At 62.9% G+C, this 21,252-nt stretch carries 17 protein-coding genes; 9 read left to right on the top strand and 8 right to left on the bottom strand.

Annotated elements, in window-relative coordinates:
* Positions 1-8: 8 nt before the first annotated feature.
* The gene (locus BLR34_RS04215) at positions 9-3,020 is read right to left on the bottom strand and encodes a PAS domain S-box protein (RefSeq protein WP_092699765.1); all 3,012 of its coding nucleotides are present in this window, start codon (positions 3,018-3,020) and stop codon (positions 9-11) included.
* Positions 3,021-3,127: 107 nt separating this feature from the next.
* Between BLR34_RS04215 and BLR34_RS04220 the strand changes: the two genes are divergently transcribed.
* Complete coding sequence (locus BLR34_RS04220) at positions 3,128-3,517, top strand: DUF6276 family protein (RefSeq protein ID WP_092699767.1); 390 nt, start codon at positions 3,128-3,130, stop codon at positions 3,515-3,517.
* On the opposite strand, the gene prf1 is transcribed toward BLR34_RS04220, so the two are convergent.
* Complete coding sequence (gene prf1 / locus BLR34_RS04225; RefSeq protein ID WP_092699769.1) at positions 3,514-4,752, bottom strand: peptide chain release factor aRF-1; 1,239 nt, start codon at positions 4,750-4,752, stop codon at positions 3,514-3,516. The two genes, BLR34_RS04220 and prf1, sit on opposite strands and share 4 nt — an antisense overlap.
* A 149-nt stretch (positions 4,753-4,901) precedes the next feature.
* Here prf1 and BLR34_RS04230 point away from each other — a divergent pair, with 149 nt between their 5' ends.
* The gene (locus BLR34_RS04230; RefSeq protein ID WP_092699771.1) at positions 4,902-5,732 is read left to right on the top strand and encodes a MinD/ParA family ATP-binding protein; all 831 of its coding nucleotides are present in this window, start codon (positions 4,902-4,904) and stop codon (positions 5,730-5,732) included.
* Between the two features lie 4 nt (positions 5,733-5,736).
* Here BLR34_RS04230 and BLR34_RS04235 read toward each other — a convergent pair whose 3' ends face one another.
* Positions 5,737-7,173 (bottom strand): hybrid sensor histidine kinase/response regulator, encoded by a 1,437-nt coding sequence (locus BLR34_RS04235; protein WP_218120838.1) that lies wholly within the window; start codon positions 7,171-7,173, stop codon positions 5,737-5,739.
* A 156-nt stretch (positions 7,174-7,329) separates the two neighbouring features.
* On the opposite strand from BLR34_RS04235, the gene BLR34_RS04240 reads away from it, so the two are divergent.
* Complete coding sequence (locus BLR34_RS04240; protein WP_092699773.1) at positions 7,330-8,079, top strand: ribonuclease H-like domain-containing protein; 750 nt, start codon at positions 7,330-7,332, stop codon at positions 8,077-8,079.
* On the opposite strand, the gene BLR34_RS04245 is transcribed toward BLR34_RS04240, so the two are convergent.
* On the bottom strand, positions 8,080-9,075 hold the full coding sequence (locus tag BLR34_RS04245; protein ID WP_092699775.1) for an MBL fold metallo-hydrolase: 996 nt from the start codon (positions 9,073-9,075) through the stop codon (positions 8,080-8,082). It lies immediately after the preceding gene.
* 247 nt (positions 9,076-9,322) lie between these two features.
* Between BLR34_RS04245 and BLR34_RS04250 the strand changes: the two genes are divergently transcribed.
* Positions 9,323-9,901: an NADPH-dependent FMN reductase gene (locus BLR34_RS04250; RefSeq protein WP_092699777.1), complete on the top strand. Its 579-nt coding sequence runs from the start codon at positions 9,323-9,325 to the stop codon at positions 9,899-9,901.
* On the opposite strand, the gene BLR34_RS04255 is transcribed toward BLR34_RS04250, so the two are convergent.
* On the bottom strand, positions 9,902-12,472 hold the full coding sequence (locus BLR34_RS04255; protein WP_092699779.1) for an efflux RND transporter permease subunit: 2,571 nt from the start codon (positions 12,470-12,472) through the stop codon (positions 9,902-9,904).
* A gap of 175 nt (positions 12,473-12,647) precedes the next feature.
* Between BLR34_RS04255 and BLR34_RS04260 the strand changes: the two genes are divergently transcribed.
* On the top strand, positions 12,648-13,286 hold the full coding sequence (locus BLR34_RS04260; RefSeq protein ID WP_218120839.1) for a PH domain-containing protein: 639 nt from the start codon (positions 12,648-12,650) through the stop codon (positions 13,284-13,286).
* Positions 13,287-13,302: 16 nt separating this feature from the next.
* Here BLR34_RS04260 and aroA read toward each other — a convergent pair whose 3' ends face one another.
* Entirely contained in the window at positions 13,303-14,598 is a 1,296-nt protein-coding gene (gene aroA, locus BLR34_RS04265; RefSeq protein WP_092699781.1) for a 3-phosphoshikimate 1-carboxyvinyltransferase, read from the bottom strand.
* Between the two features lie 85 nt (positions 14,599-14,683).
* On the opposite strand from aroA, the gene BLR34_RS04270 reads away from it, so the two are divergent.
* Positions 14,684-15,184, top strand: coding sequence for a CinA family protein (locus BLR34_RS04270; protein ID WP_092699783.1), 501 nt, complete (start codon positions 14,684-14,686; stop codon positions 15,182-15,184).
* Here the strand turns inward: BLR34_RS04270 and BLR34_RS04275 are convergent, their stop codons facing one another.
* Positions 15,185-15,700 carry a nicotinamide-nucleotide adenylyltransferase gene (locus tag BLR34_RS04275; RefSeq protein WP_092699785.1) on the bottom strand — a complete coding sequence of 172 codons (516 nt, stop codon included), beginning with the start codon at positions 15,698-15,700 and terminating at the stop codon, positions 15,185-15,187.
* A gap of 171 nt (positions 15,701-15,871) precedes the next feature.
* Here BLR34_RS04275 and lonB point away from each other — a divergent pair, with 171 nt between their 5' ends.
* The 3 genes from lonB to BLR34_RS04290 are packed head-to-tail and all read left to right on the top strand — an operon-like array spanning position 15,872 to position 20,241.
* Positions 15,872-18,097, top strand: coding sequence for an ATP-dependent protease LonB (gene lonB, locus BLR34_RS04280; RefSeq protein ID WP_245683174.1), 2,226 nt, complete (start codon positions 15,872-15,874; stop codon positions 18,095-18,097).
* Between the two features lie 2 nt (positions 18,098-18,099).
* On the top strand, positions 18,100-18,909 hold the full coding sequence (locus tag BLR34_RS04285) for a CPBP family intramembrane glutamic endopeptidase (protein ID WP_092699787.1): 810 nt from the start codon (positions 18,100-18,102) through the stop codon (positions 18,907-18,909).
* A gap of 39 nt (positions 18,910-18,948) precedes the next feature.
* A complete protein-coding gene (locus tag BLR34_RS04290; RefSeq protein ID WP_092699789.1) occupies positions 18,949-20,241 on the top strand; it encodes a TIGR00341 family protein in 1,293 nt (430 codons plus the stop codon).
* On the opposite strand, the gene BLR34_RS04295 is transcribed toward BLR34_RS04290, so the two are convergent.
* Positions 20,242-21,219 (bottom strand): NOG1 family protein, encoded by a 978-nt coding sequence (locus tag BLR34_RS04295; protein WP_092699791.1) that lies wholly within the window; start codon positions 21,217-21,219, stop codon positions 20,242-20,244.
* Positions 21,220-21,252 lie beyond the last annotated feature (33 nt).

The following is a 21,252-nucleotide window of genomic DNA, read 5'->3' on the forward strand; positions in this document are numbered from 1 at the left end:
AGAGGAGTTTATCGCGACATCTCGACGCCGGTGATGTCCAGCTTGAGGCCGCCGTCTGTCTCTGCGATAGCGACGTTCCAGTCGTGGGCCTCGGAGATTCGGCTGACGATAGCCAGCCCGAAGCCAGTTCCCTCGTCTTCCGTCGTATAGCCGGGCTCGAACAGTTTGTCAGGGTCGTTGGTGTCGATACCTGGTCCGTCGTCTTCGACGTAGAGATGGTCCTCGCCGCCCGTGCCGACGCGGATGGTAACGTCGGGGCCGCCGTGGTCGATGGCGTTACTGATGAGATTCTCGAACAGTTGTTTCACCCGGTCTCTGTCACAGTTGATGCGAACGTCGTCTTCGACGACGACCGTCGACTCGTCCGTGCCAACCATATCGTGACACGCCTGGAGAACGTCAGCGACCGGGACGAACTCAGTATCAGAGACCATCTCGCCCTGGCGCGCCAGCAGCAGCGTCTCCTCCAGCAACGTCTCCATTCGGTCATGTGCGCGTTCGAGGTCCGAGATATGCTCGCTGTCGCAGTCGAGTGCCAGGAGTTCTGTCCGGGTTTGAGCGACGTTCAACGGGTTCCGGAGGTCGTGTGCGATGATGCCTGCGAACTCGTCGAGGTGCTCGTTTTGCCGTTCGAGGCGTTCCTCGCGCTCGACTCGCGCGTTGATGTCGTTGTAGACGGCGAACCCCTCGACTGCAGCCGTACTCTGAGATGGAATATTCCGGAAATTGAACACCCGTTGGCCGTCTGCTGTCCGACGACGGACCTGCCTGTCGAGCAGGTCTCCCTCCTTGACGCGTCGGTCTATCTCCTTTGCTTCCTGCGCCTTTTTTGCCGGAACAATCAGGTCGTCAATCGGCTGTCCGAGGGCTGTCGCCTCGTCGTAGCCGAAGGTTTCCTCGAAGGCGTCGTTGACCGCGCTGACGTGTGGCACACCGTCGTCGTAGGCGTACGACACCGTCGGTTCAGGAAAGTTCTCGAACAGCGCAGAGAAGCGACGCCGCTCCTCGCGCAGCCGTTGTTCCTGTGTCTTTCGCTCGCTGATGTCCCGAGACGTGATGACATGACCCTCCGGCGGCTGCTGGTCGTCTGTTCGGAATTGGGATTCGAGCCAGACCCAGCTGCCATCGGCATGTCGCATGCGGAACTCGACGCTCTGTATGCCGCCGTCTGCTTGTTCGAGGCCGTCACGAAACTGCTCGCGAACGTTGTCGCGGTCGTCTGGATGGACGTACTCGAAGACCGACTCGCCGACCAGCGCGTCGGGGTCGTACCCCAGTACCGGGTCGACTGCCGGGTTGTGATACGCCACAGTCCCGTCCTCGGCCACGAGCGCGATGATATCGGTCGTACCGCGAAGAAACGACTGTAGCCGTTCTTTGACTTCAGTTATCTCTTGACGACGCTCTAAGCGGTCCAGTGCCGCCTCCGCGTTCGCGACCAGCACGGAGGCGATTTCGATATCTGACCGGTCGAACACGCCGGGTTCCGGGTCGCAGATGGTGACGACTCCATGGTCGCCCATCGGGAGGTACATCGCTGACCGAATCGGTTCTCGGTCGTGGACGTCGTCGATTTCTTGCACGTTGTCGAACCGCAGGCGTTCGTCGTTCGTGTAGACCTGTGCGTGTGGACTGTCTCCATCGAGCGAGTACCGCGGCCGGTCGCCGAGCGCGTCGCGTACCTCTGGCGTGAGTGCTGCTGGTTCGAGCACAGCGTCCTCCGGCTCGACGAAGCGGACGGCAGTATAATCGTACCCAAGGATGTCCTTCGCCGCATCTGCGGTGAAATCGGCGACAGTCTCGCGGTCTGTCGCTTCCATCAGCTTTCTGGTCCCGTCGTGTAACAGCCTGAGCTGTTCGGCTCGCTGGTGTTGCTCTGTGATGTCCCAGCCGACGCTGATAACCCCGTTGTACTCGTCGCTGACACCCTGTAACGGGTGTGCATCCCAGTGGATTCGGCGCTGGTCACCGTCGGCGGTCGTAATTGTCGTCTCGTATCCTTCGAGTGTGTCACCCTGGCGGAGGATGTCGGTCGAGTGGTCGATAACTTCCTGCCGGTCCGCCTCGTCGGGGTACAGCAGCTCCAGCCACTCGTCGCTCCCGAGCATGTCCTGGGCGTCGTATCCCGATATCTCCGTCGCTGCGCGGTTCCAGACCAACACGTTTGCGGCCTCATCGATGACTGAAATCCAGACGTTCGCGTTCTGGATAATTGCCTCCCTGAACTGGTTTCGCTCCCGGAGTTCAGCTTCCCGCTCTCGCTGAGCCGTGATATCTGTGAAAACGAGCTGTGCGGCCGGATTACTGTCGAACGTGACCGGAACGACGCTCCCGCGAACGGTCCGTCCGTCACCCTCGACTGTCGCCAGCCGAAACTCCCGTGTTGCTGTTGGCTCTCTGGCGTCGACCGCGTGCTCGATGGCAGCCCGCTGTTCGTCTCTGTCTCCGGGGTGAACGAAATCGGTAATCGTCTCTCCGGCTGTCGCTTCGGCGGCGGTCACGCCCAGCACATCCTCTGCACTGGTGTTGAGATATAGAATCACCCCGTTGTCGCTGACGACGGCCATCGGGACCGGTGCGTTCTCGATGAGTGTCTCGTATTCCTCTGTTCGGCGCTCGGAGGTGCGATTTGCCTCGCGTGCGGTGACGGCGTTGTCGATGCGATTGGCCAGCAGCGCATACTGGTCGAGGTTCCCCTCTTTCTGGAGATAATCGGTCACGCCAGCCCGAATTGCCTCGCTGGCTATTTCCTCGGAGCCTTTGCCGGTGAACAGAATAAAGGGCAGGTCCGGATAGCGTTCCCGTATCGCTTCGAGAAACTCGATACCGTCGGTCGCTCCCATGTCGTAGTCCGAGACGACACAGTCGATACAGTCAGTCTCTAAGACCGCGAGCCCTTGTTCTGGCCCTGTCGCGCTGACGACCTCGAATCGCTCGTTTTCGTCTGCCAGCAGGTCAGCCGTCACCTCCAGAAAGCCCGCGTCGTCATCGACGTGAAGAATCCGTACGGACGACCCCATTGGCCACAATCAAGGCACGTATCTTATAAATGTATTCTGCTCAATAGGGAACAGGTAATTCCAGGGCAGAACTGAACGGTTTTGCCCGTCGGGGCGCTATCCCGGCTATGCACTGTCCGAACTGTGAAAGCGAGCTAGTGGCTTTTGCGGTGCCGCAAGCGTATCAAGACCATCTGCCTGGGTCGGAGTCGGCCGCCGGACTCTGTCCTCAGTGTCTGTCGCTAGAGCCCGGCACCGAGCCGTCGGGGGACCCCGAATTCGGCCGCATCAGCGACGCGTTTCCGACGACAGCCGAAGCGGCACTCCCGCTGGCGTTGCTGGTAGGTCTGTTGTCGAATCTGGCCCTCTATCGGAACGAAATATCGACGTTGCTCGAAGCCGTCGAAAAAGCCGGGACAGACCCGCTGCTCGTGTTGGACAGGCTCGACCGCGACCCGTCTGTCGAGACAGACATCGACCTGTCGGGCCGGCGACGGCAGCTCGAACAGCTACTTTAGACGCCCGTCGAGTACCGGAGCAGGCCGGCAACTCCGCCGAAGGCGTTCAGGAGCTGTTCGCCTTTCTCGAAGTCCGTCGAGATAAACAGCGTCTCCGTGCCGCGCTGGTCGGCGATGTTCATCAGATGGTCGATAGCGTCCTCGCGCTCCCACTCGGTGACGGTCTCGCCGCTGGGGCAGTCGAGTTCGTCAGGCTGTTCGGTCGTGTCGACGAACTCGACTTGTTCCCGGCCGTCACAGTCGTAGACGAGAACGTCTTTGCGGAGGTCTTCGCTGATGAGGAGGCGGTCGACAGCACCCATGATGAGGTTCTCGCGAGTCGGGCCGAACCCGTAGGTAGCACACTCGCCGTCGTGGAGTTCCTCGAAGAACTCTTCCATCAGCTGTTTGTCCTGGAGGACCTCGTGCTCCGCGAGTACCTCGTCGGCCGCGTCGACGAGGTCGTACAGTCCAGACTCGTCGGTGTATGCCACGTCGAACTTGCCGAGGACCAAGTCCTGTAGCTCGTGGTGGAGGTAATCACCGTCGAGGAACTCGTCTTTCGTCGGTGAGGGGCCGCCGACGAGAATGCCGTCCATCTCGTGGCGCTTGGGGACGAACAGTTCGTCGGCCATCCCCGCCACTTCCTGATAGAAGTTGTCGATTGCTTCCAGCCGGAGGCGGGCGAACCGCTGTGCTGACTGACCACCTTTCCGCTGTTTCCCGGGGACTAGCGAGGACGCAGACTTGACAGGCTCGACGCGCTTGCCCTTGAGCCAGCCAACGTTTGCCTCCCGGCGGTCGAGGACAACGAGACCGAAAAGCCCCTTATCGAGCAGCATTTCCTCGAGTGGCCCGGTCAGGAAATTCGAGTCACAGTGGTAGCGAAACGACTGAATCGAGTTCGGTGGGTTCTCCAGCACCTCGGTCACCATCTTCGTCCGGCCGCCGCCGCTGTCGACGGCTCCGGAAAACAGCACCATCCCGTTTTCTGGGGGCTCCTTGTAGTATTTCAGTCGGTCTTTGATGCTCTTGAGCGCATCTTGCACGTTCGTCCGCGTCTCTTTCGATTTGATGTTGCTCGCTTCCGAGTGTTCCTGCGTGACGTGTGCAACCACATCGCTAATCAGTCGCTCCGGCGGCACGTAGATAGTGACGAGCTGGGTACCAGACCCCTCGTACTCCTTGAGTTCCTCGATGACCTTCCGAAACTCGTATTTTTGTTTGTCGGACTGGTCTGTCTCGGACGTACTCATTATCTACAGTTGGTGAGTGGTCTGTAAGTAACTGTTGACCTCGTGTCAGCGACAGGACGGCCCGCGTCGGTGGTACAGTTTGCTCTGTACCGGGACGCGAGACGAGTGGGTTTATATCTCGGGCGTGTGTTACACGATACAATCAAACGATGGCAGGGTACGTGCTCACGATTGCTGGCGGGAAAGGCGGGGTTGGCAAGACCACAACAGCCATCAACCTCGGTGCGGTGCTCGAAGAGGGCGGGTACGATGTCGTGGTCGTCGACGCCGACCTCGGGATGGCGAACCTTGGCGAGATGCTCGGTGCGACCCACGAGACGACCATCCACGACGTACTCGCCGGGAACGCGACGGTGAGCGCAGCATTGACCGACACCCCGGGCGGACTGACGATTATTCCCGGCGAGCAGAGCCTCGAGGCGTTCGCCGACGCCGACCCCGCGAAGTTGCGGAAGGTCATCAAGACACTTCAGAACACATTCGACGTGGTGCTGGTCGATACGGGTGCGGGCCTGAGTCACGAGACGACGGTTCCGCTCGGTCTCGCAGACGGTATCTTGCTCGTGACGACCCCGGACGACGTGGCCGTCAACGACACCACAAAGACCGCCGACCTGGCCGAGCGCGTCGACGGTCGGGTTATCGGCGTCCTCGTGGCGCGGGTGACCCGTGAGACCGACGTTCCTGCTATTGCCGACTCGTTCGAGCAGCCGATTCTGGGCGTTATCCCTGTCGACCACGAGGCGACGCGTGAGGAGCCACACATCGTCAACGCACCGGGCAGCAACTCTGCTTCGGCGTATACGAAGTTGACGAAACAGCTCGAACGAGTCTTTTTCGAGGGCGCAGGCGGCGACGAACTCGAACACGTCTTCGAGGAGTCGTGGTTCACCGACGAGCCCGATGAGTCGACCGAGGACGCCGACAAATCAGACGACGACGAGGACTCTGACGGCGTCTTTGGCGGCCTGTTCGGCTGACCGCTCAGCGGGCCGCAGACACAGCCTCGCTGGAGGTGCCGTCGTCGACAGTGACGTTTCGGAACTCGAAGCGTGCGCCGCCGTCGTCGCTCTCTGAGACTGTCAGTTTCCAGCCGTGTGCTTCGCTGACGCGTTTGACGATCGCCAGGCCGAATCCGCTCCCGTCGCTCGCGGTGGTATACCCTGGCTCGAAGATGTTTTCACGTTCTTGTGCGGGGATTCCAGGCCCGTCGTCAGCGACATAGAACCCATCTTCGAGCGGTTTGACGGCCACCCTCACGCCTTCGTCGGTGTGTTCGACCGCGTTCCGGAGCAGATTCTCGACGAGCGGTTTGACGCGCTCGGGGTCACCTTCGATTTCGAAGGGCTCGCATTCGAGCGTGTCTGCCGGTCGGCTGAACGTCTGCCAGGCTCGTGAGACGATTGTGTCGACATCGACGGCCATCGTGCAGTCGACGACGAGCCCTGTCCGGGCCAGTGTTCGCACCTCGGATAGCATGTCTTCCATGCGGTTCAATGCCGAGTCGACGCGCTCGAAGTCCTCGTCCGTACCGGAGTCGTGGGCCAGTTCGAGTCCCGCTCGCGCCTGCGTGAGCGGGGTTCGCAGGTCGTGTGAGACAAACGAGATTATCTCTTCGAGGCGCTCGTTCTGTGTCGCCAGCTTCTCTCGTCGCTGTTCCTGCTGTGAGATGTCCTGTAAGATACCGACCGAGCCACGGAACTGGTCATCAAACGGCAGTGCTGCCATGTGGTCGCGACACGGGATTGTATCGCCGCCTTTGGTGTGGATGTCGACCTGGAACTGCTTGCGGTCGGAGCCGGTACTCGAGACGATGTCTCGTAGCGACTCGTTCGCGCGCTCGACACCCTCGGCAGTCTTGATGAGTCCGGGCGGGCTTCCGAGAATCTCCTCGCGGTCGTAGCCGACCATCTCGACGAAGGCATCGTTGACGTACTCGAAGGTTCCCTCCTCACCGACGACGTAGATGGGATAATCGAGCGCCCGGAGCACCGTCGCGTACCGCTCGGACTCGACTTTCGCCCGGTGTTCCTCGGCCGCGTGTTCGACGCGGTGGATGAGCCGCTGGAGCTGCTCGGGACCTCCTTTCTGGAGATAGCCGGTCACGCCGGAGTTTATCGCTTTGCTCGCGATTTCCTCGCTTCCCTTTCCGGTGTACAGGATAAACGGTACGTCAGAATGCGTCGCACGAACATGTTCCAGAAACTCCAGCCCGTCGATTTCGGGCATCTCGTAGTCACTGACGATACAATCAATCTGTGTCGACGCGAGTGTCTCCAAACCATCCTTTGCGTCGGTAGCCGTCAACATCTCTACACCAGGGAGTTCACGCTCGAAGTACGTCTCGACGACGTTGAGCTGCGTAGGGTCGTCGTCGACGTGGAGTATCCGCGCGTCAGTCGCCCGATAATGGTCCGGCACGAGTAATCACCTACTCTCTCTATGAATGTCTCCCATATCCCCGTGTTCCCTAACTAAGTAGTGAGTCTGTCAGTGAAACACGACTGCAGTGTCAGAGAACACGAGCAGGTGAGGCCTTCCAAAACCGTTAGTACCGTCGCCCTCTCACTCACTCGGGTGTACGTCGAGAACTGCTTTCTGGGAGCCGAGGGCGTCGGCCAGACCATCGAGCAGCGGCTCTGGTCGCAGGGAATTACCCACTGGGAGAGATTCGAGCCGACCGTCGACGGAGTCGGCCAGACCCGTACCGAGCGCATCGAGTCGTTTATCGACGCCGGCGAGCGTGCGCTCGACCGCGGCAACGTCGAGTTTTTCGACCAGCGGTTCCCCGACGGCTGTCGCTGGCGGCTATACGAGTCGTTCCGCGATCAGGCCTGCTTTTTCGATATCGAGACGACCGGCCTCGACCATCAGACGAGCGTCGTCACGACGGTGACACTCCATCAAAACGGTGACACCCACACACTCGTCAGGGGCGACGACCTGACAGACGAGAACCTCCGAGCGGCCTTCGAAGACGCCGGGCTGTTGGTGACATTCAACGGCGCGCGCTTCGACGTGCCGTTTCTGGAGTCGTCGTTCGACGTGTCACTCGACCACCCGCATATCGACCTGATGCCCACCGCCCGACAGGTCGGTCTCTCGGGCGGATTGAGCGAAGTCGAGCGAGCGCTCGGTATCGGTCGCGACCTCCCTGACGTTGACGGCAGAGAGGCCGTTCGGCTGTGGCACGAACACGAGCGCGGCGTCGACGGGGCGCTCGACCGTCTGGTCGAGTACAACCGCGAGGATACAGTCAACATGGTTCCTGTCCTCGAATCGCTGGTCGAGCGACTCGACGACCAGACGTTCCCCGAGCAGCCGTAACTACACGTCGAGTGGCCAGCGGTCGTCTTCCCGTCTGTCGAGTTGGTCGGCGACGCCGTCGGCGAGTTGGTACTCGGTGCCGTCTCGGTGGATATACCCCTCGCGTTCGAGATGCTCCAGATGAGCGTAGGACTCACCGGGGCCGTGGAGGATGTGGATGCTGTGGAGTTCCCCGAACAAGTCGTCGCTGACAGTCCACGTGTCACACGGGCCGTGGCGTCGGAGTGCATCGAGGACACGGTAGGAGCGCTCCTCGTGGTGGTCGATGATGTACTCGGCCCGGTCTGTGGGGTCATCGATGACAGAGCGGTGGCCCGGCCAGGCCCGGTCGTAGTCCGCGCTGGCAATCGCCCGGAGTGTGTCGACGTACTGGTCGAGCGGTCGCTCGACCCGGACATCGGCCCCGCCGACGTTCGGCGTGTACTTCGGGAGCAAGGCATCGCTGCTGAGTACGTCCGTGCCCTCGGTCCCATCGTCGAGTTCGAACAGACACAGGCCTACCGAGTGTCCCGGTGCGTGAACGACGTTTAGGGTCGTCTCGTTGACCTGGAACGTGTCGCCGTCGGCCATCGTCGTCACGTCTGGCGGTTCGTCCTGCCAGGCAACGCTGTCGAGTACCTCCATGACGGCGTCCTGTTTCGCGTCTGGCATCCCCCACCGGTCGAAGTAGTCGGTCTGCGTATCGACCATCGCCTCCCAGGCCGCCTCGTCGCCACCGACGAGTGGCGCGTCGGCCTCGTGGACGTAGACGGTGGCACCGCTTTCGTTCTGTATCGGCCCCGCGAGCCCGCGGTGGTCGCCGTGCCAGTGACTCAGAAAGATGCGGTCGACATCGCCGACCGCAACGCCGTGGTCGTCGAGTTGCGATTCGAGTTGGTCGTAGGTGCCGGGTAGACGGTCTCCGGTGTCGACTAGCACCGTCTCGGAACCATCCGCGAAGAGATAGGCGTTGTTGTTGCCCTCGAACGTCTTGTTCGTGAGCGCGATGCGTTCCATGCCCCCGTTTCGACGACCCGCCAGAAAAACGTCGCGCTCCGCCGCGTCTGACGCACGGCTGACCCACGTCAGCCAACTGTCTGCCCCACGTTTATCACCCTCACACACCAAGCTCAGATACTGATCTCCGTCAGCCTGTCTGGCACTGGGGATGCGTGTGACACTGAGAGCGGGGATCAGGCGCCAGTCTTCTGGCTTTCGTCGGGTCAATCACAGAGCATTTAGTGTGGGTAGACAATCGAAAGACATGTCCACACAACCACACGTTGTCGCGCTCTGTGGGAGCCTCCGCGACGAGAGTCACACGCGCACCGCACTCGGGCACGCGCTCGACGGCGCGCGAGACCGCGGTGCATCGACCGAACTACTCGATCTCCGAGAGTACGACCTGCCCGTGTTCGACCCAGACGACAGCGACGCGGGCGACGCCGAGAGGCTTCGTGAGGCAGTCCGTGGGGCCAGTGCAGTCATTCTCGGGACGCCGATGTATCACGGCTCGTATGCGGCACCGCTAAAGAACGCTATCGACTACTGCGGCTTCGACGAGTTCGAGGAGACGACCGTCGGCCTCCTCGCTGTTGCAGGCGGGAGCTTTCCTACAGGTGCGCTGGACAGTTTGCGGACGGTCTGTCGCGCGCTCGACGCGTGGACGCTCCCCCATCAGGTCGCCATTCCCTCGGCCTACGACCAGTTCGAAGACGGCGAGTTCGTCGACGACTCGCTCGAAAGCCGGACGCGGGTGCTCGGCCAGCGCGTCGTCGAGTACGCACGAATCGAGCCGAACCCGCCGTCCTTCGAAAGCGAACAGAACGCCGGCGGCGACTGATTACCCGCCCAGCCGGTCGACGAGTCGCTCACGGAGGACAAACAGCGCCGGCAGTACCGTCACGACGGCGACGAACGCAAAGATGATAGCGCCGGCGGTGACGGTTCCGAACCGCCGCAATGGCGGCGACAGCGAGAGCGCGAGTACGCCGAACCCAGAAGCGGTCGTCGCGGCACTGGCCAGCAACGCGCCGCCGGTGCCGGTCGCTGTCGCCTGCAGTGCTTCCTCTATCGTCTCCCGCTGTTCGCGTTCGGCGACAAACCGCTCGCCAGCGTGGATGCTGTAGTCGACGCCGAGGCCGATTGCCAGGCTCGTGATGACGGCCGTTTCACTGTTGAACGGGATGTCGAGCAGCGCCATCGCGCCCAAGAGCCAGGCGAGTGCGATGACGACCGGTACCACGACGACGATACCCTGTGTCGGCGACCGATACCGGACCCAGAACAGGACCGTAAGGAAGCCAAGAATGACCACGAGCGTCACCGCAAACGCCTCGACGAGTGTCGCAAGCAGGGCGTCTTGCAGGACGGCTTCGGTGACTGGCGGCCCAGTGGCGACGGCACTCAGCGAGACGCCACCGGCGTTTGACTCGACCGCAGTCGCGAAGGTGCGCGTGTCCTCGGCAATCCGCTGTGTCGACTCGCTGCTGCGGACACTGAGCAGGAGGCGAGCGGATGTGATGTCGTCACCGTCACGACTCAACACGTCGGCAGCCGCCCCCTCGTCGGCCGCAAACAGCGCGCGGTAGACCACTTCGACGGTTTCGTCTGGGAGCATATCCCCGTCGGTGTCGTACTGTCGGACGGTCGCTGCGAAGGTCGCGTTCTCTGCTGCAACCTCTCGAATCACAGTGTGTGGCCCCTCGACCGCACCGACGCCGTCGGGCCTGCGCTGGACTGCACTGTCTGCGGTGACGGCCCGAGTCGCCTCGTCTGCGGCCGTCAGCATCGCTGGCGAGGTGACATCACCACGTATCAGCACGGTCGACTGCCCGCCCTCGCCTCGGAGCTGGAAGTTCTCACTCAGGTAGTCGAACTCGTCGCTGATAGTGTAACTGCCCGGCTCGAACGGACCCGGGAGGTACTCGGCCCAGTCGGGTGCGTCTTGCGGGAGGAAATCAGCCTGATTGAACTCGGTGTCTATCGAAGTCGCGCCGACGGCGCCGCCGGTCGTCAACAGGAGCGCAACGGCAAGGACAACGAGCGGTGCCCGCGTCGACACAGCCGAGACGCGACCGAGAGCGCTGTTCACGATGCCACGACCCGTGCCAAATGCTGGCTTGTCCCGCGAGCGACCGAACCGGCCTTCGAGCAGCCCGTCGACCTCGATTTTCAGTGCTGGCAGGAACGCGCCGAAGGCGACGAACGTCGCGAAGATACCACCAGAACTCAAGATAGCGAAGTCCTGAATGGCCGGGAGCGGGCTCACCACGTTCGAGAGGAAACCGACGCCCGTCGAGAACGTCGCCGCTGCGAGTGCGAGGACGACACTCCCCAAACCGAGCCCCATCGCACCACGAATCGCACCGACACTGTCTGCCGGGAGGTCTGTGTCGACCTCGAGTGTCCCCTGTCTGGCCTCGCGGTAACGCATTACGACGTGGACCGCGTAGTCGATAGAGAGACCGATGAGCAAGAAGGGGACAGAGATGAGGATGACGTTCATCGGCACCGCGAGCCAGCCCATGAGTCCCTGGAGCCACACCAGCACGACGGCGATGCCAAGCACAGCGAGGACGATATCGGTCACGTCCCTGTAAGAGACGCCCAACACGAACAGAATGAGCACGAGTGCGAACGGTGTGATGATGGCGAAGCTGTCGCCGGTCGCGTTCGAGGAGGCTTCGTCGCTAACGCCTTGCCCGAAAACGAAGGCGTCGTCGAAGTAGTCGTCGGCCAGCCCGTCGATAGCTACCTGTGCGTCGTAGGCGGCCAGCGGTTCGGCGTTCTCGCCGCTGTCGTCGACCTGTGAGATGAACGTGAGCCGTGCCTCTGCGGTCGTCGACCCTGGCTCGTAGCCCTGAGGAAGCAGGGCGTAGGGGTCTGCGTCGCCGAGAATCTGCTGGGCCCCTTCGGGGTCAAGAACACGTGCCAACAGCGCCTCGAACTCGCTCTCGCTGAGGGCGTCGAGGGCCTCGCGCTGTGCGTCGAGCGGGGGCTGCTCGGTCGGTGGTGCCTGGTTGTCGAGGGCAACTGCCGCCGTCCCAACGACGTTCTCGATGCCGACGATGCCACGTGCCGCCAGTGTCGATTCGACAGCCGGGTCGTTCTGGAGTGCCTCCTGAAGTCGCAGCCCCGCCAGCAGAGACTCCTGAGTTAGCACGTCACCGTCCTCGTCTCTGACGACGAGCTGTGCGGCGACCGTATTATCGGTCGCGTAGTTGCTGTCGATAAAGTCAGCGGCGTCGAACTCCTCGGAGTCGACCTCGAACTCGCCGACACCGGCGTCTCCCGGGTCGCCCATACCGGCCCCTGCACCGATGAGCGCCGTCACGAGCACGACAGCGAGGATGACGAGTCTGCTGTGTGTCGCTACCCACTCCGCGTACCGGTGTGAGTAGCCGCCGTTCATGGGTGTTCCCCTCGTGAAACGACGGCTGTGGGGCCAGCCCGACGAGTCCGTCTATCCATAGCGCCACGATGGTCGCTGGGAACTATATCCTTGTGGGTCGCCCCGCCCGGTTGCCGCCATGCCGCAGTGCAGGGAAAAATCTAACACCCTTACTTTCGAACCGGGTTGCTGTAGCATGGCACCAGATGACGATAGCTGGGGAAGACAGAACAGTCAGGGGCAGAACCAACAGTACGACGACGGGGACAGTCGAGGACCCGGCCAACAACGACAACAGTTCGAACCGCAGGGGCGCAAACAGCAAAACGGCGGGCAACAGCGGCAAACTCAACGGGGGTCGGTGCCGTTGCTCGACGGCGAGGAGGTCATTCTGGACGCCAGACCCGCGTGGTCGGCGTATTTCAAGCTCCTCCTGTTGGCCGGGCTCTTCTTCGTGGGGAGTGCTATCGCGCTCGACGGCAGTGCCGGGCTGGGACTCGGAGTGGTCGGAGCAGGAATTATCGTCGGATACGTCTACTACCTCCGGAAGCGCCGGCGGTACGTCGTGACCGACCGGCGTATCATGATTCTGACGGGCATCTCCTCGAAGGCGACTAACGAGGCGTGGATGGTCGACATCATCGGGCTCCAGACCGGTTCGACGTTCCTCGAACGGCTCCTCGGTCACGGTCACGTCAAGGCCACGCGCCAGATTGGAAACACCGGCTACGGCTTCTTCGGTGGCCTCACCTTCGGTGGTATCAACAACTACGAGGAGGTCGCACAGATTATCCGCAAGCAGCAAAACCAACACAAGACCCGCGCCAGCCGATAGCGCCCGCGGGCCGTTTTTACTCGCTTCGAGTAAGGGTTGCGCCGAGTCCTGCCAGCGCTTCGAAGAAGTCGGGGAACGAGACATCGACGTGATTCGCACCCGTGAGAGTCGTCTCGCCGTCGGCAGCGAGCCCGGCGACAGCCAGAGCCATCACGATACGATGGTCGCCACGACCGGCCAGGGTTGCACCCTCAAGGGTGCTGTCACCTCCCTCGATGACGAGTTCGTCTTCGGTCTCCTCGACGGACGCCCCCATCGTCGAGAGCGCGTCGGCCGTCGCGGCCACCCGGTCGGTCTCCTTGTACCGGACGTGCTCGCAGTCGGTGAGCCGCGTGGTTCCCTCGGCCGTCGCGCCGAGAACCGCAAGCGTGGGAAGCAGGTCTGGCGTGTCCGCGACGCTGGTCTCGATTCCAGACAGCCGGTCCGCGGTCACATCGAGTTCGCCCGCCTCACGGTCCCACTCGATATCTGCCCCCATCGCTCCGAGCAGGTCGACGATAGCCTCGTCTCCTTGCTGGCTCGGGTAGACACCGGTGACAGTCACGCCGTCCTCGCCGGCGATTGCGCCGGCGGCCAGTAGATACGACGCCGACGAGAAATCCCCTGGCACGGTGTAGGCGCCATCACGCAGTCGGTAGCGCTGGCGGCCGCCGACGGAGAACCCATCTCTTGTCCGGCGAGCCGAGATGCCGAACGCGTCGAGCAAATCGAGCGTGATATCGACGTAGGGTGCAGACTTGAGTTCGGTCTGGAGCGAGATGTTGACCCCCGCATCGGTCGCCGCACCGGCAAACAGCAGTGCGGTGACGAACTGCGAAGACACGTCGCCAGGTAGGGGTGCACTTCCGCCCATGAGCGGGCCGCCAACGACAAGCGGAGCCTGTCCGTTCTCGCGGGTGCTCTCGGCTCGTGCCGCGAGCTGGTCGAGTGCACGCAAGAGCGGTCCCTGCGGACGGCCCCGCAGCGAGCCGTCACCGGTCAACACCGTCAGCCCGTCGACAAGCCCAGCCGTCGCCGTCGCCAGGCGCATTGTCGTCCCGGAGTTGGCGCAGTCGATTACGTCGTCGGGAACGCTCGGCGCGCCGTCGAAGCCGGTAATTTCGAGCGCGCCGGTCTCGGCGTCGCGGGTCACGTCGCCGCCGAAGGCTTCGACAGCGCGGATGGTCGCTCGCGTGTCAGCACTCAACAGCGGGTTCTCGACGGTGGCACTGTCGCTGTATCCCCCGGCCAGAATCGCGCGGTGGGTGTAACTCTTCGAGGGCGGGGCCTGTGCTGTGCCCGCGACCGTCGACGGCTCGATTGTCACGTCCATGTCGGTTCCGTTGGGGTCTGCGACTATGAGCGTACCGCACTGGGACAGCCGCGGGATTGATGCCAGTGGTCGCCGAAGACGGCGTATGGACTCCTCGCTAGCACAACGGGTCGGACAGCGGCTCCGGGAGAGAGACCAGACACTCGCGCTCGCCGAGTCCTGTACCGGGGGGCTACTCGCGTCGACACTCACCGACGTACCTGGGTCCAGCGACTACTTCGACCGCAGCATGGTCACCTACTCGAACGCCGCAAAACAGGAGCTACTGGGCGTCTCTCGGGAGAGTCTAGACACACACGGCGCGGTTTCCGAACCAGTCGCCGTCGAGATGGCTGCGGGCGCTCGAGACACGGCCAGCACGACCTGGGGTGTGTCGACGACCGGCATCGCAGGCCCCGGCGGCGGTACCGACGAGAAGCCGGTCGGAACGGTCTGTATCGGTGTTGCATACGCCGGGCCGTGGGGAAGTGACACCTCGACTGCAGAGGCCGAGCGCTACGAGTTCGACGGCGACCGCGCGGCGTGTAAGGCGCAGTTCGTCGACCAAGCCCTGTCGGACCTTCTGTCGGCGCTCGAAACGCGATAGTCAGCGGTCTCTGCTGACGGCCTGAATGCGCTGAATACCGTCTATCTCGTCGAGTACGTCGACCACAGCGTCTGGGACGTGTGACTCCCACTCTCCGCCCTCAACCATCCGCTCGCGGAGTTCGCTCCCTTTCAACACGTCGCGGTTGTACATCGGCGTCTGCCGGACCTCGACGCCGGCCTCGGTGAACAGCCGGACGACGAGCGGATTGTTCGAGAACGCGATATCGAACCGCGGTGCCATACTCTCGACGTGGCTCACCCAGACCGCGTTCCGATTCAGGTCCTCGATGGGAACCGTGTAGACGGTCGTGTCGATGTCCATCGCCTCGATTGACTTGGTCGCCATCATGATGCGCTCGCCGGCCGTGAACGGGTTTCGGACGGTGTGGGAGTCGCCCGCGCTCCCGATACCGAAGACGAGTTCCTCCACCTCGTCGACGATTTCGGCGACGAGCTGTGCGTGCCCGTCGTGAAACGGCTGGAACCGGCCAATTACCAGACCACGTGTCGTCATTGCCTGTACCGAAACGGGGGAGTTTCTTAAACCCTGTCTCACACCACAGACAACCAACCCGAATCAGCAAATCCGGCTGCCGTCATGTGGTTTTTGCGTGCTCAAGGAGGTTACAAGGGGAGAAAGTATATCAGTAGACAGCACTTGTCCAAAAGTGGTAGCAACGATTGTATGAGTAACGACAAAGACGCTCCAGATAACGAGCGGGAGACGGACGCCCCGGAGGGGCACGCAGCGCCGTCTCCGAACGGAGACAGCCCTGCCGACGACCGGTCAGGCGAGGAGGCCGACGGTTCACGTCCGGCCGAGGACCGCCTGCCAGGTCGGCGAGAGGGCGAGCGCGACGCCGGCCGTGACGGGGCCGGTAGTCCCGACGACGTGTGGGACGACCCCCCACGGAGTCCAGACCCCAATGGAGTTGACCGCGACAGCGAGGAGTACGAGACAGAAATCGACGAGGTACTCGGTAGCGATGTCGACGAGGACATGGAGATTGACGAGGAAATCGCCGAGGACGACCTGCTCGGCGGGCTCCAAATCGACGCCTCCGACGAAATCGAGGTGCCAGACAGGCTCGTCGACCAGGTAATCGGTCAGAGCCACGCCCGCGATATCGTCCTGAAGGCAGCCAAACAGCGCCGTCACGTGATGATGATTGGCTCGCCGGGAACCGGAAAGTCGATGCTGGCCAAGGCGATGAGCCAGCTCCTTCCACCGGAGGATTTGCAGGACATCCTCGTCTATCACAACCCCGACGACGGCAACGAGCCGAAGGTTCGAACCGTCCCGTCGGGCAAAGGCGAGCAGATTGTCGACGCCCACAAGGAGGAAGCCCGCAAGCGCAGCCAGATGCGCCGCTTTATCATGTGGGTTCTTATCATCCTGGTGTTGGGTTACTCGCTCATCATCATGGGCCAGATTCTGCTCGGTATCATCGCCGCAGGTATCGTCTATCTCGTCTTCCGGTACATGTCACGGGGCAACGACGCGATGGTCCCGAACATGATTGTGAACACCGCAGACCAGCAGACCGCGCCCTTCGAGGACGCGACCGGTGCCCACGCCGGTGCACTGCTGGGCGACGTTCGCCACGACCCGTTCCAGTCTGGCGGCATGGAGACGCCCAGCCACGACCGCGTCGAGCCCGGCGCGATTCACAAGGCCAACAAGGGCGTGCTGTTCGTCGACGAGATCAACACGCTCGACATCCGGTCACAGCAGAAGCTGATGACCGCCATCCAGGAGGGCGAGTTCTCGATTACGGGCCAGTCAGAGCGCTCCTCGGGAGCGATGGTCCAGACCGAGGCCGTCCCCTGTGACTTCGTGATGGTCGCGGCCGGGAACATGGACGCGATGCAGAACATGCACCCCGCGCTTCGTTCGCGTATCAAGGGATACGGGTACGAAGTGTACATGGACGACACCATCGACGACACGGCCGAGATGCGCCGCAAGTACGCCCGCTTTGTCGCCCAGGAAGTCGAGAAAGACGGGCGGCTACCGCATTTCACCCGCGACGCAATCGAGGAAATCGTCCTCGAATCGCGCCGTCGCGCCGGTCGCAAAGGCCAGCTAACGCTGGAACTGCGCGACCTGGGTGGTCTCGTCCGCGTTGCCGGCGACGTTGCCCGCGCCAAGGACAAGCAGTACACCGAACGCGAGGATGTCGTCGAGGCCAAGGACCGCTCGCGCTCTATCGAGCAACAGCTCGCCGACGAGATGATAGAGCGCCGCCGCGAATACGGCACCACGGTCGCAGAGGGAAGCATGGTCGGCCGCGTCAACGGTCTCGCCGTGATGGGCGAAGACTCGGGCATCATGCTCCCCGTCGTGGCCGAAATCGCCGACGCTCACGGTCCCGGCGAGGTCATCGCCACGGGGAAGCTCAAGGAGATGGCCGAGGAGTCCGTGATGAACGTCTCGGCGATTATCAAGAAGCTGTCCAACGAGGACATCACCGAGAAGGACATCCACATCCAGTTCGTCCAAGCGGGCCAGCAGGGCGTCGACGGCGACTCCGCGTCGATTACCGTCGCGACCGCCGTCATCTCGGCGCTCGAAGACATCCCCATCGCACAGAACGTCGCCATGACGGGCTCGCTGTCGGTCCGGGGCGACGTGCTTCCGGTCGGCGGTGTCACGCACAAAATCGAGGCCGCAGCCAAGTCCGGCTGTGACACGGTCATCATCCCGAAAGCCAACGATCAGGACGTGATGCTCGAAGACGAGTACGAGGATATGGTCGAGGTCATCCCGGTCTCGCACATCTCGGAAGTGCTCGACATCGCGCTCGACGGCGATGCCAGAAAAGAGTCGCTGGTCGACCGCCTCAAGTCGATTACCGGCAGCGCACTCCACGGCGAGGTCACGCCGAGCGGCAACCCGAGCCCGCAGTAGCTGTGCCGGCCTGGGGGTCGTTTCTCGTCGTCTCGTTCGTGACCGTCGGAACGGTTCTCGTTCTCGCGCGCCGCTCACAGGACACTATCGACCAGGTCACACCACAGAGCGACGCGGCTGTGCCGACCGCGGTGTCGGACCTCTCGGTACGTACCGATGTGAGTGAGTCGGCGGTCCGGTGCCCACCGACACAAGTGGGAGACGACACCCCGGAGACCGTTCTTACCCCCCGGCTGTTGCTCGCAAACGTCGTCGTCACGCAGGGGGCGGTCGCGCTCGTCATCGCGCTGTCGGCCTGGTATTTCGAGATACCTGGCGACGCTATCGGTGTCACCGCCGACGTGCGCGCAGCTGTGGTCGGCGTCGTCTTCGGTGCTGTCCTCTGGATGGCGAACGAGCTTGCGACGACAGTCGCCGACGCCGTCGGCGCGTCGTACGACGAGGGAGTCCGACAGTTACTCGCGCCAGACTCGACCGGCGGCTGGGCCGTTCTCTTCGGGGTCGCGTTGCCGCTTATCGCCGTCTCCGAGGAACTGCTCTTTCGCGCGGCCCTCGTAGGCGTTCCGGCCGACGGCTTCGGGCTCAACGCGTGGGTCCTGGCCGGCGTATCTTCTGTTCTGTTCGCGCTCGGCCACGGCGCGCAGGGGCGGGTCGGCGTCGCCGTCACGGGCACGCTCGGGTTCGTTCTCGCCGCGGGCTACGTCTACACCGGGAGTCTGTTGGTGGTCGTCACCGCACACTACGTGCTCAACGCAGTCGAGTTTCTCGTCCACGAACTCCTCGAAGTCGACGTTCTCACACCGGGACGGTGACCCCCTGAACTATACTTCTGGGGACCGCGAGGGGAGAACGTGCGACTGGTTCAGGTCATCATCCCCTCTGGCAAACGCGAGGCGCTGCTGGCTCGTCTCGACGACGAGGGTATCGACTACGTCGTGACCGAGGAGACCAGCGGCCGGGAGTTCGATAGTATCGCGTATATCCCGCTCCCGACAAACGCCGTCGAGCCGACGCTGGATAGCCTCAGAGAGGCGGGCCTGGGCGAGGATACGTTCACCGTCGTCCTCGACGCGAACACCGTCGTCTCGCGGCGCTTCGAGGCACTCCAGGAAGAATACGCCGAAGAGCAAGACGAGGACCGCATCGCCAGAGACGAACTCGTCTCGGCGGCGTCGAGTCTCGCCCCCTCGACCTCGACGTACGTCATCATGACAATCGTGAGCGCGGTCGTCGCGACCGCTGGCCTCCTGCTCGATTCGGCTGCCGTCGTCGTCGGGTCGATGGTCATCGCGCCGCTGGTCGGGCCAGCCCTCTCGGCGAGTGTCGGCACCGTGGTCAACGACAGCGAGATGTTCCGCCGCGGCGTGTGGCTTCAGGTGGCGGGCCTGGGACTGGCTATTCTGTCTGCGTTTGCCTTTGCCTCTCTCGTCCGGCAGGTCCATCTCATCCCGCCGCTGACAGACGTGACGACGGTGCCCGAAGTCCAGGAGCGAGTCGCGCCGGATTTCCTGATGCTCGCCATCGCTATCGGGGCGGGCGTCGCCGGTATCGTAAGTCTCACCAGCGGCGTCTCTGCGGCGCTCGTGGGCGTGATGATTGCCGTTGCACTCATTCCGCCGGCGGCGACGGTTGGCATCGGCCTCGCCTGGGCACAGCCACAGGTCAGCCTCGGTGCCGGGGTGTTGTTGCTCGTGAACGTCCTCTCTATCAACCTCGCCTCGCTGGTCGTCCTCTGGTACAAGGGGTACCGCCCGAAACAGTGGTTCTACCGCGACGACGCACGGAACGCGCTGCTCAAACGCGGTGCTACGTTGCTGGTAGCTATCCTCGTCCTCTCTGCATTTCTGGGTGGTGTCACGCTCGACTCCTTTCAGCGCGCCTCGACAGAGGACGCGATTCGAGCCGACGCCGAGACCGCTGTCGAGCAGTTCGGGCCGGAACAAAATATCGAGGTGTTGGCTGTGGACGTCGAGTACCCTCGGGCGCTGCCCTTCCAGAACCCCGACCGCGTGGTAGTGACAGTCGGCGTTCCGCCGGGTGAGTCGGCCTCGGGGCTGGCCACGCTCATGCAGACAGAGATGCGCGAAACGACCGGGACAGACCTGGCCGTCGAAGTGCGCTACATCCAGACCGAGCGCGGGTAGTCACTCCTCGTCGATGGGGAGTTCGGGCTCGTAGTCGACGGCCTCGATAGCGGCCATCAGGACGCCCTCGACGTTGTCGTCGTCTCTGACACTCATCATCTGGTCGGCATCCTCGAAGACCTCGCCCTCGACGCGGTCGCGCTTGTTAAAAACCGACAGTACGGGAACGTCGAACTGCGCCTCGATGTCGTCACGGAGCGAGCGCTGGACATCGAGCGGGTAGCCACAGTCGACGCTGGGGTCGAGTACCACCAGCACGGCGTCGGCGGCGTGTTCGAGCGCGCTCACTGCCTGTGATTCGACCTCGTTGCGCTCGTCTGCCGGTCGGTCGAGCAGTCCGGGCGTGTCGACGAGCTGGTATCGGATGTGGCGGTGTTCGACGTGGCCGACGTGGACCTGTGTCGTCGTGAACGGGTAGGAGGCTTCCTTGTTGCTGGCCCGGGTTACGTCGTTGACGAAGGATGATTTGCCCACGTTGGGGTAGCCGGCGACGACGATAGTCGGCTCATCGGGCCGGATGTCGGGCAGGTCCCGAAGCTGTTCGCGCGCATCGAGCAGGGCTTCGAGGTCGTCTTCGACCTCCTCGACGACGTCTGCGAGGCGAGCGAACGCCTGTTTGCGGTGTTTTTTCGCCAGGTCGACGTCGCTGTTTCGCATCTTCGACTCGTACTCGTGGCGGATGTCGGTGGCTTTCCGGCTCGCCCAGGTCACTTCGTTCAGGTGTTGCCTGAGCGCGTCCACGTCGACGATAGCGTCGGCGAGATTCACGTAGAACGGATGCAGTCGGTCGAAATCCGGCCAGCCCGAGACGACATTTTCGAGATTGTCCGAGATGATATTCGTTGCAGTCAGCAGCATCGACTCCTGGGCGTCGTGGCCGGATTTGGCGCGGCCAGCGCGTGCCGCCCGCGAGAATGCCTGGTCGACGAGTTCGTCGGCCAGCGGCGACGTCGGGAGGCCCTCGAATGGTTGACTCATTGGTCAGTCGTAGTTCGTCGGCCCCTAAAACCC

The sequence above is a fragment of the Halovenus aranensis genome (genome assembly GCF_900100385.1).
In the GTDB taxonomy this organism is placed as follows: domain Archaea; phylum Halobacteriota; class Halobacteria; order Halobacteriales; family Haloarculaceae; genus Halovenus; species Halovenus aranensis.

Coding starts and splice junctions, on each gene's coding strand:
- BLR34_RS04215 (WP_092699765.1), bottom strand. CDS start 3,020: ATGGGGTCGTCCGTACGGATTCTTCACGTCGATGACGACGCGGGCTTT.
- BLR34_RS04220 (WP_092699767.1), top strand. CDS start 3,128: ATGCACTGTCCGAACTGTGAAAGCGAGCTAGTGGCTTTTGCGGTGCCG.
- prf1 (WP_092699769.1), bottom strand. CDS start 4,752: ATGAGTACGTCCGAGACAGACCAGTCCGACAAACAAAAATACGAGTTT.
- BLR34_RS04230 (WP_092699771.1), top strand. CDS start 4,902: ATGGCAGGGTACGTGCTCACGATTGCTGGCGGGAAAGGCGGGGTTGGC.
- BLR34_RS04245 (WP_092699775.1), bottom strand. CDS start 9,075: ATGGAACGCATCGCGCTCACGAACAAGACGTTCGAGGGCAACAACAAC.
- BLR34_RS04250 (WP_092699777.1), top strand. CDS start 9,323: ATGTCCACACAACCACACGTTGTCGCGCTCTGTGGGAGCCTCCGCGAC.
- BLR34_RS04255 (WP_092699779.1), bottom strand. CDS start 12,472: ATGAACGGCGGCTACTCACACCGGTACGCGGAGTGGGTAGCGACACAC.
- BLR34_RS04260 (WP_218120839.1), top strand. CDS start 12,648: ATGGCACCAGATGACGATAGCTGGGGAAGACAGAACAGTCAGGGGCAG.
- aroA (WP_092699781.1), bottom strand. CDS start 14,598: ATGGACGTGACAATCGAGCCGTCGACGGTCGCGGGCACAGCACAGGCC.
- BLR34_RS04270 (WP_092699783.1), top strand. CDS start 14,684: ATGGACTCCTCGCTAGCACAACGGGTCGGACAGCGGCTCCGGGAGAGA.
- BLR34_RS04275 (WP_092699785.1), bottom strand. CDS start 15,700: ATGACGACACGTGGTCTGGTAATTGGCCGGTTCCAGCCGTTTCACGAC.
- lonB (WP_245683174.1), top strand. CDS start 15,872: ATGAGTAACGACAAAGACGCTCCAGATAACGAGCGGGAGACGGACGCC.
- BLR34_RS04295 (WP_092699791.1), bottom strand. CDS start 21,219: ATGAGTCAACCATTCGAGGGCCTCCCGACGTCGCCGCTGGCCGACGAA.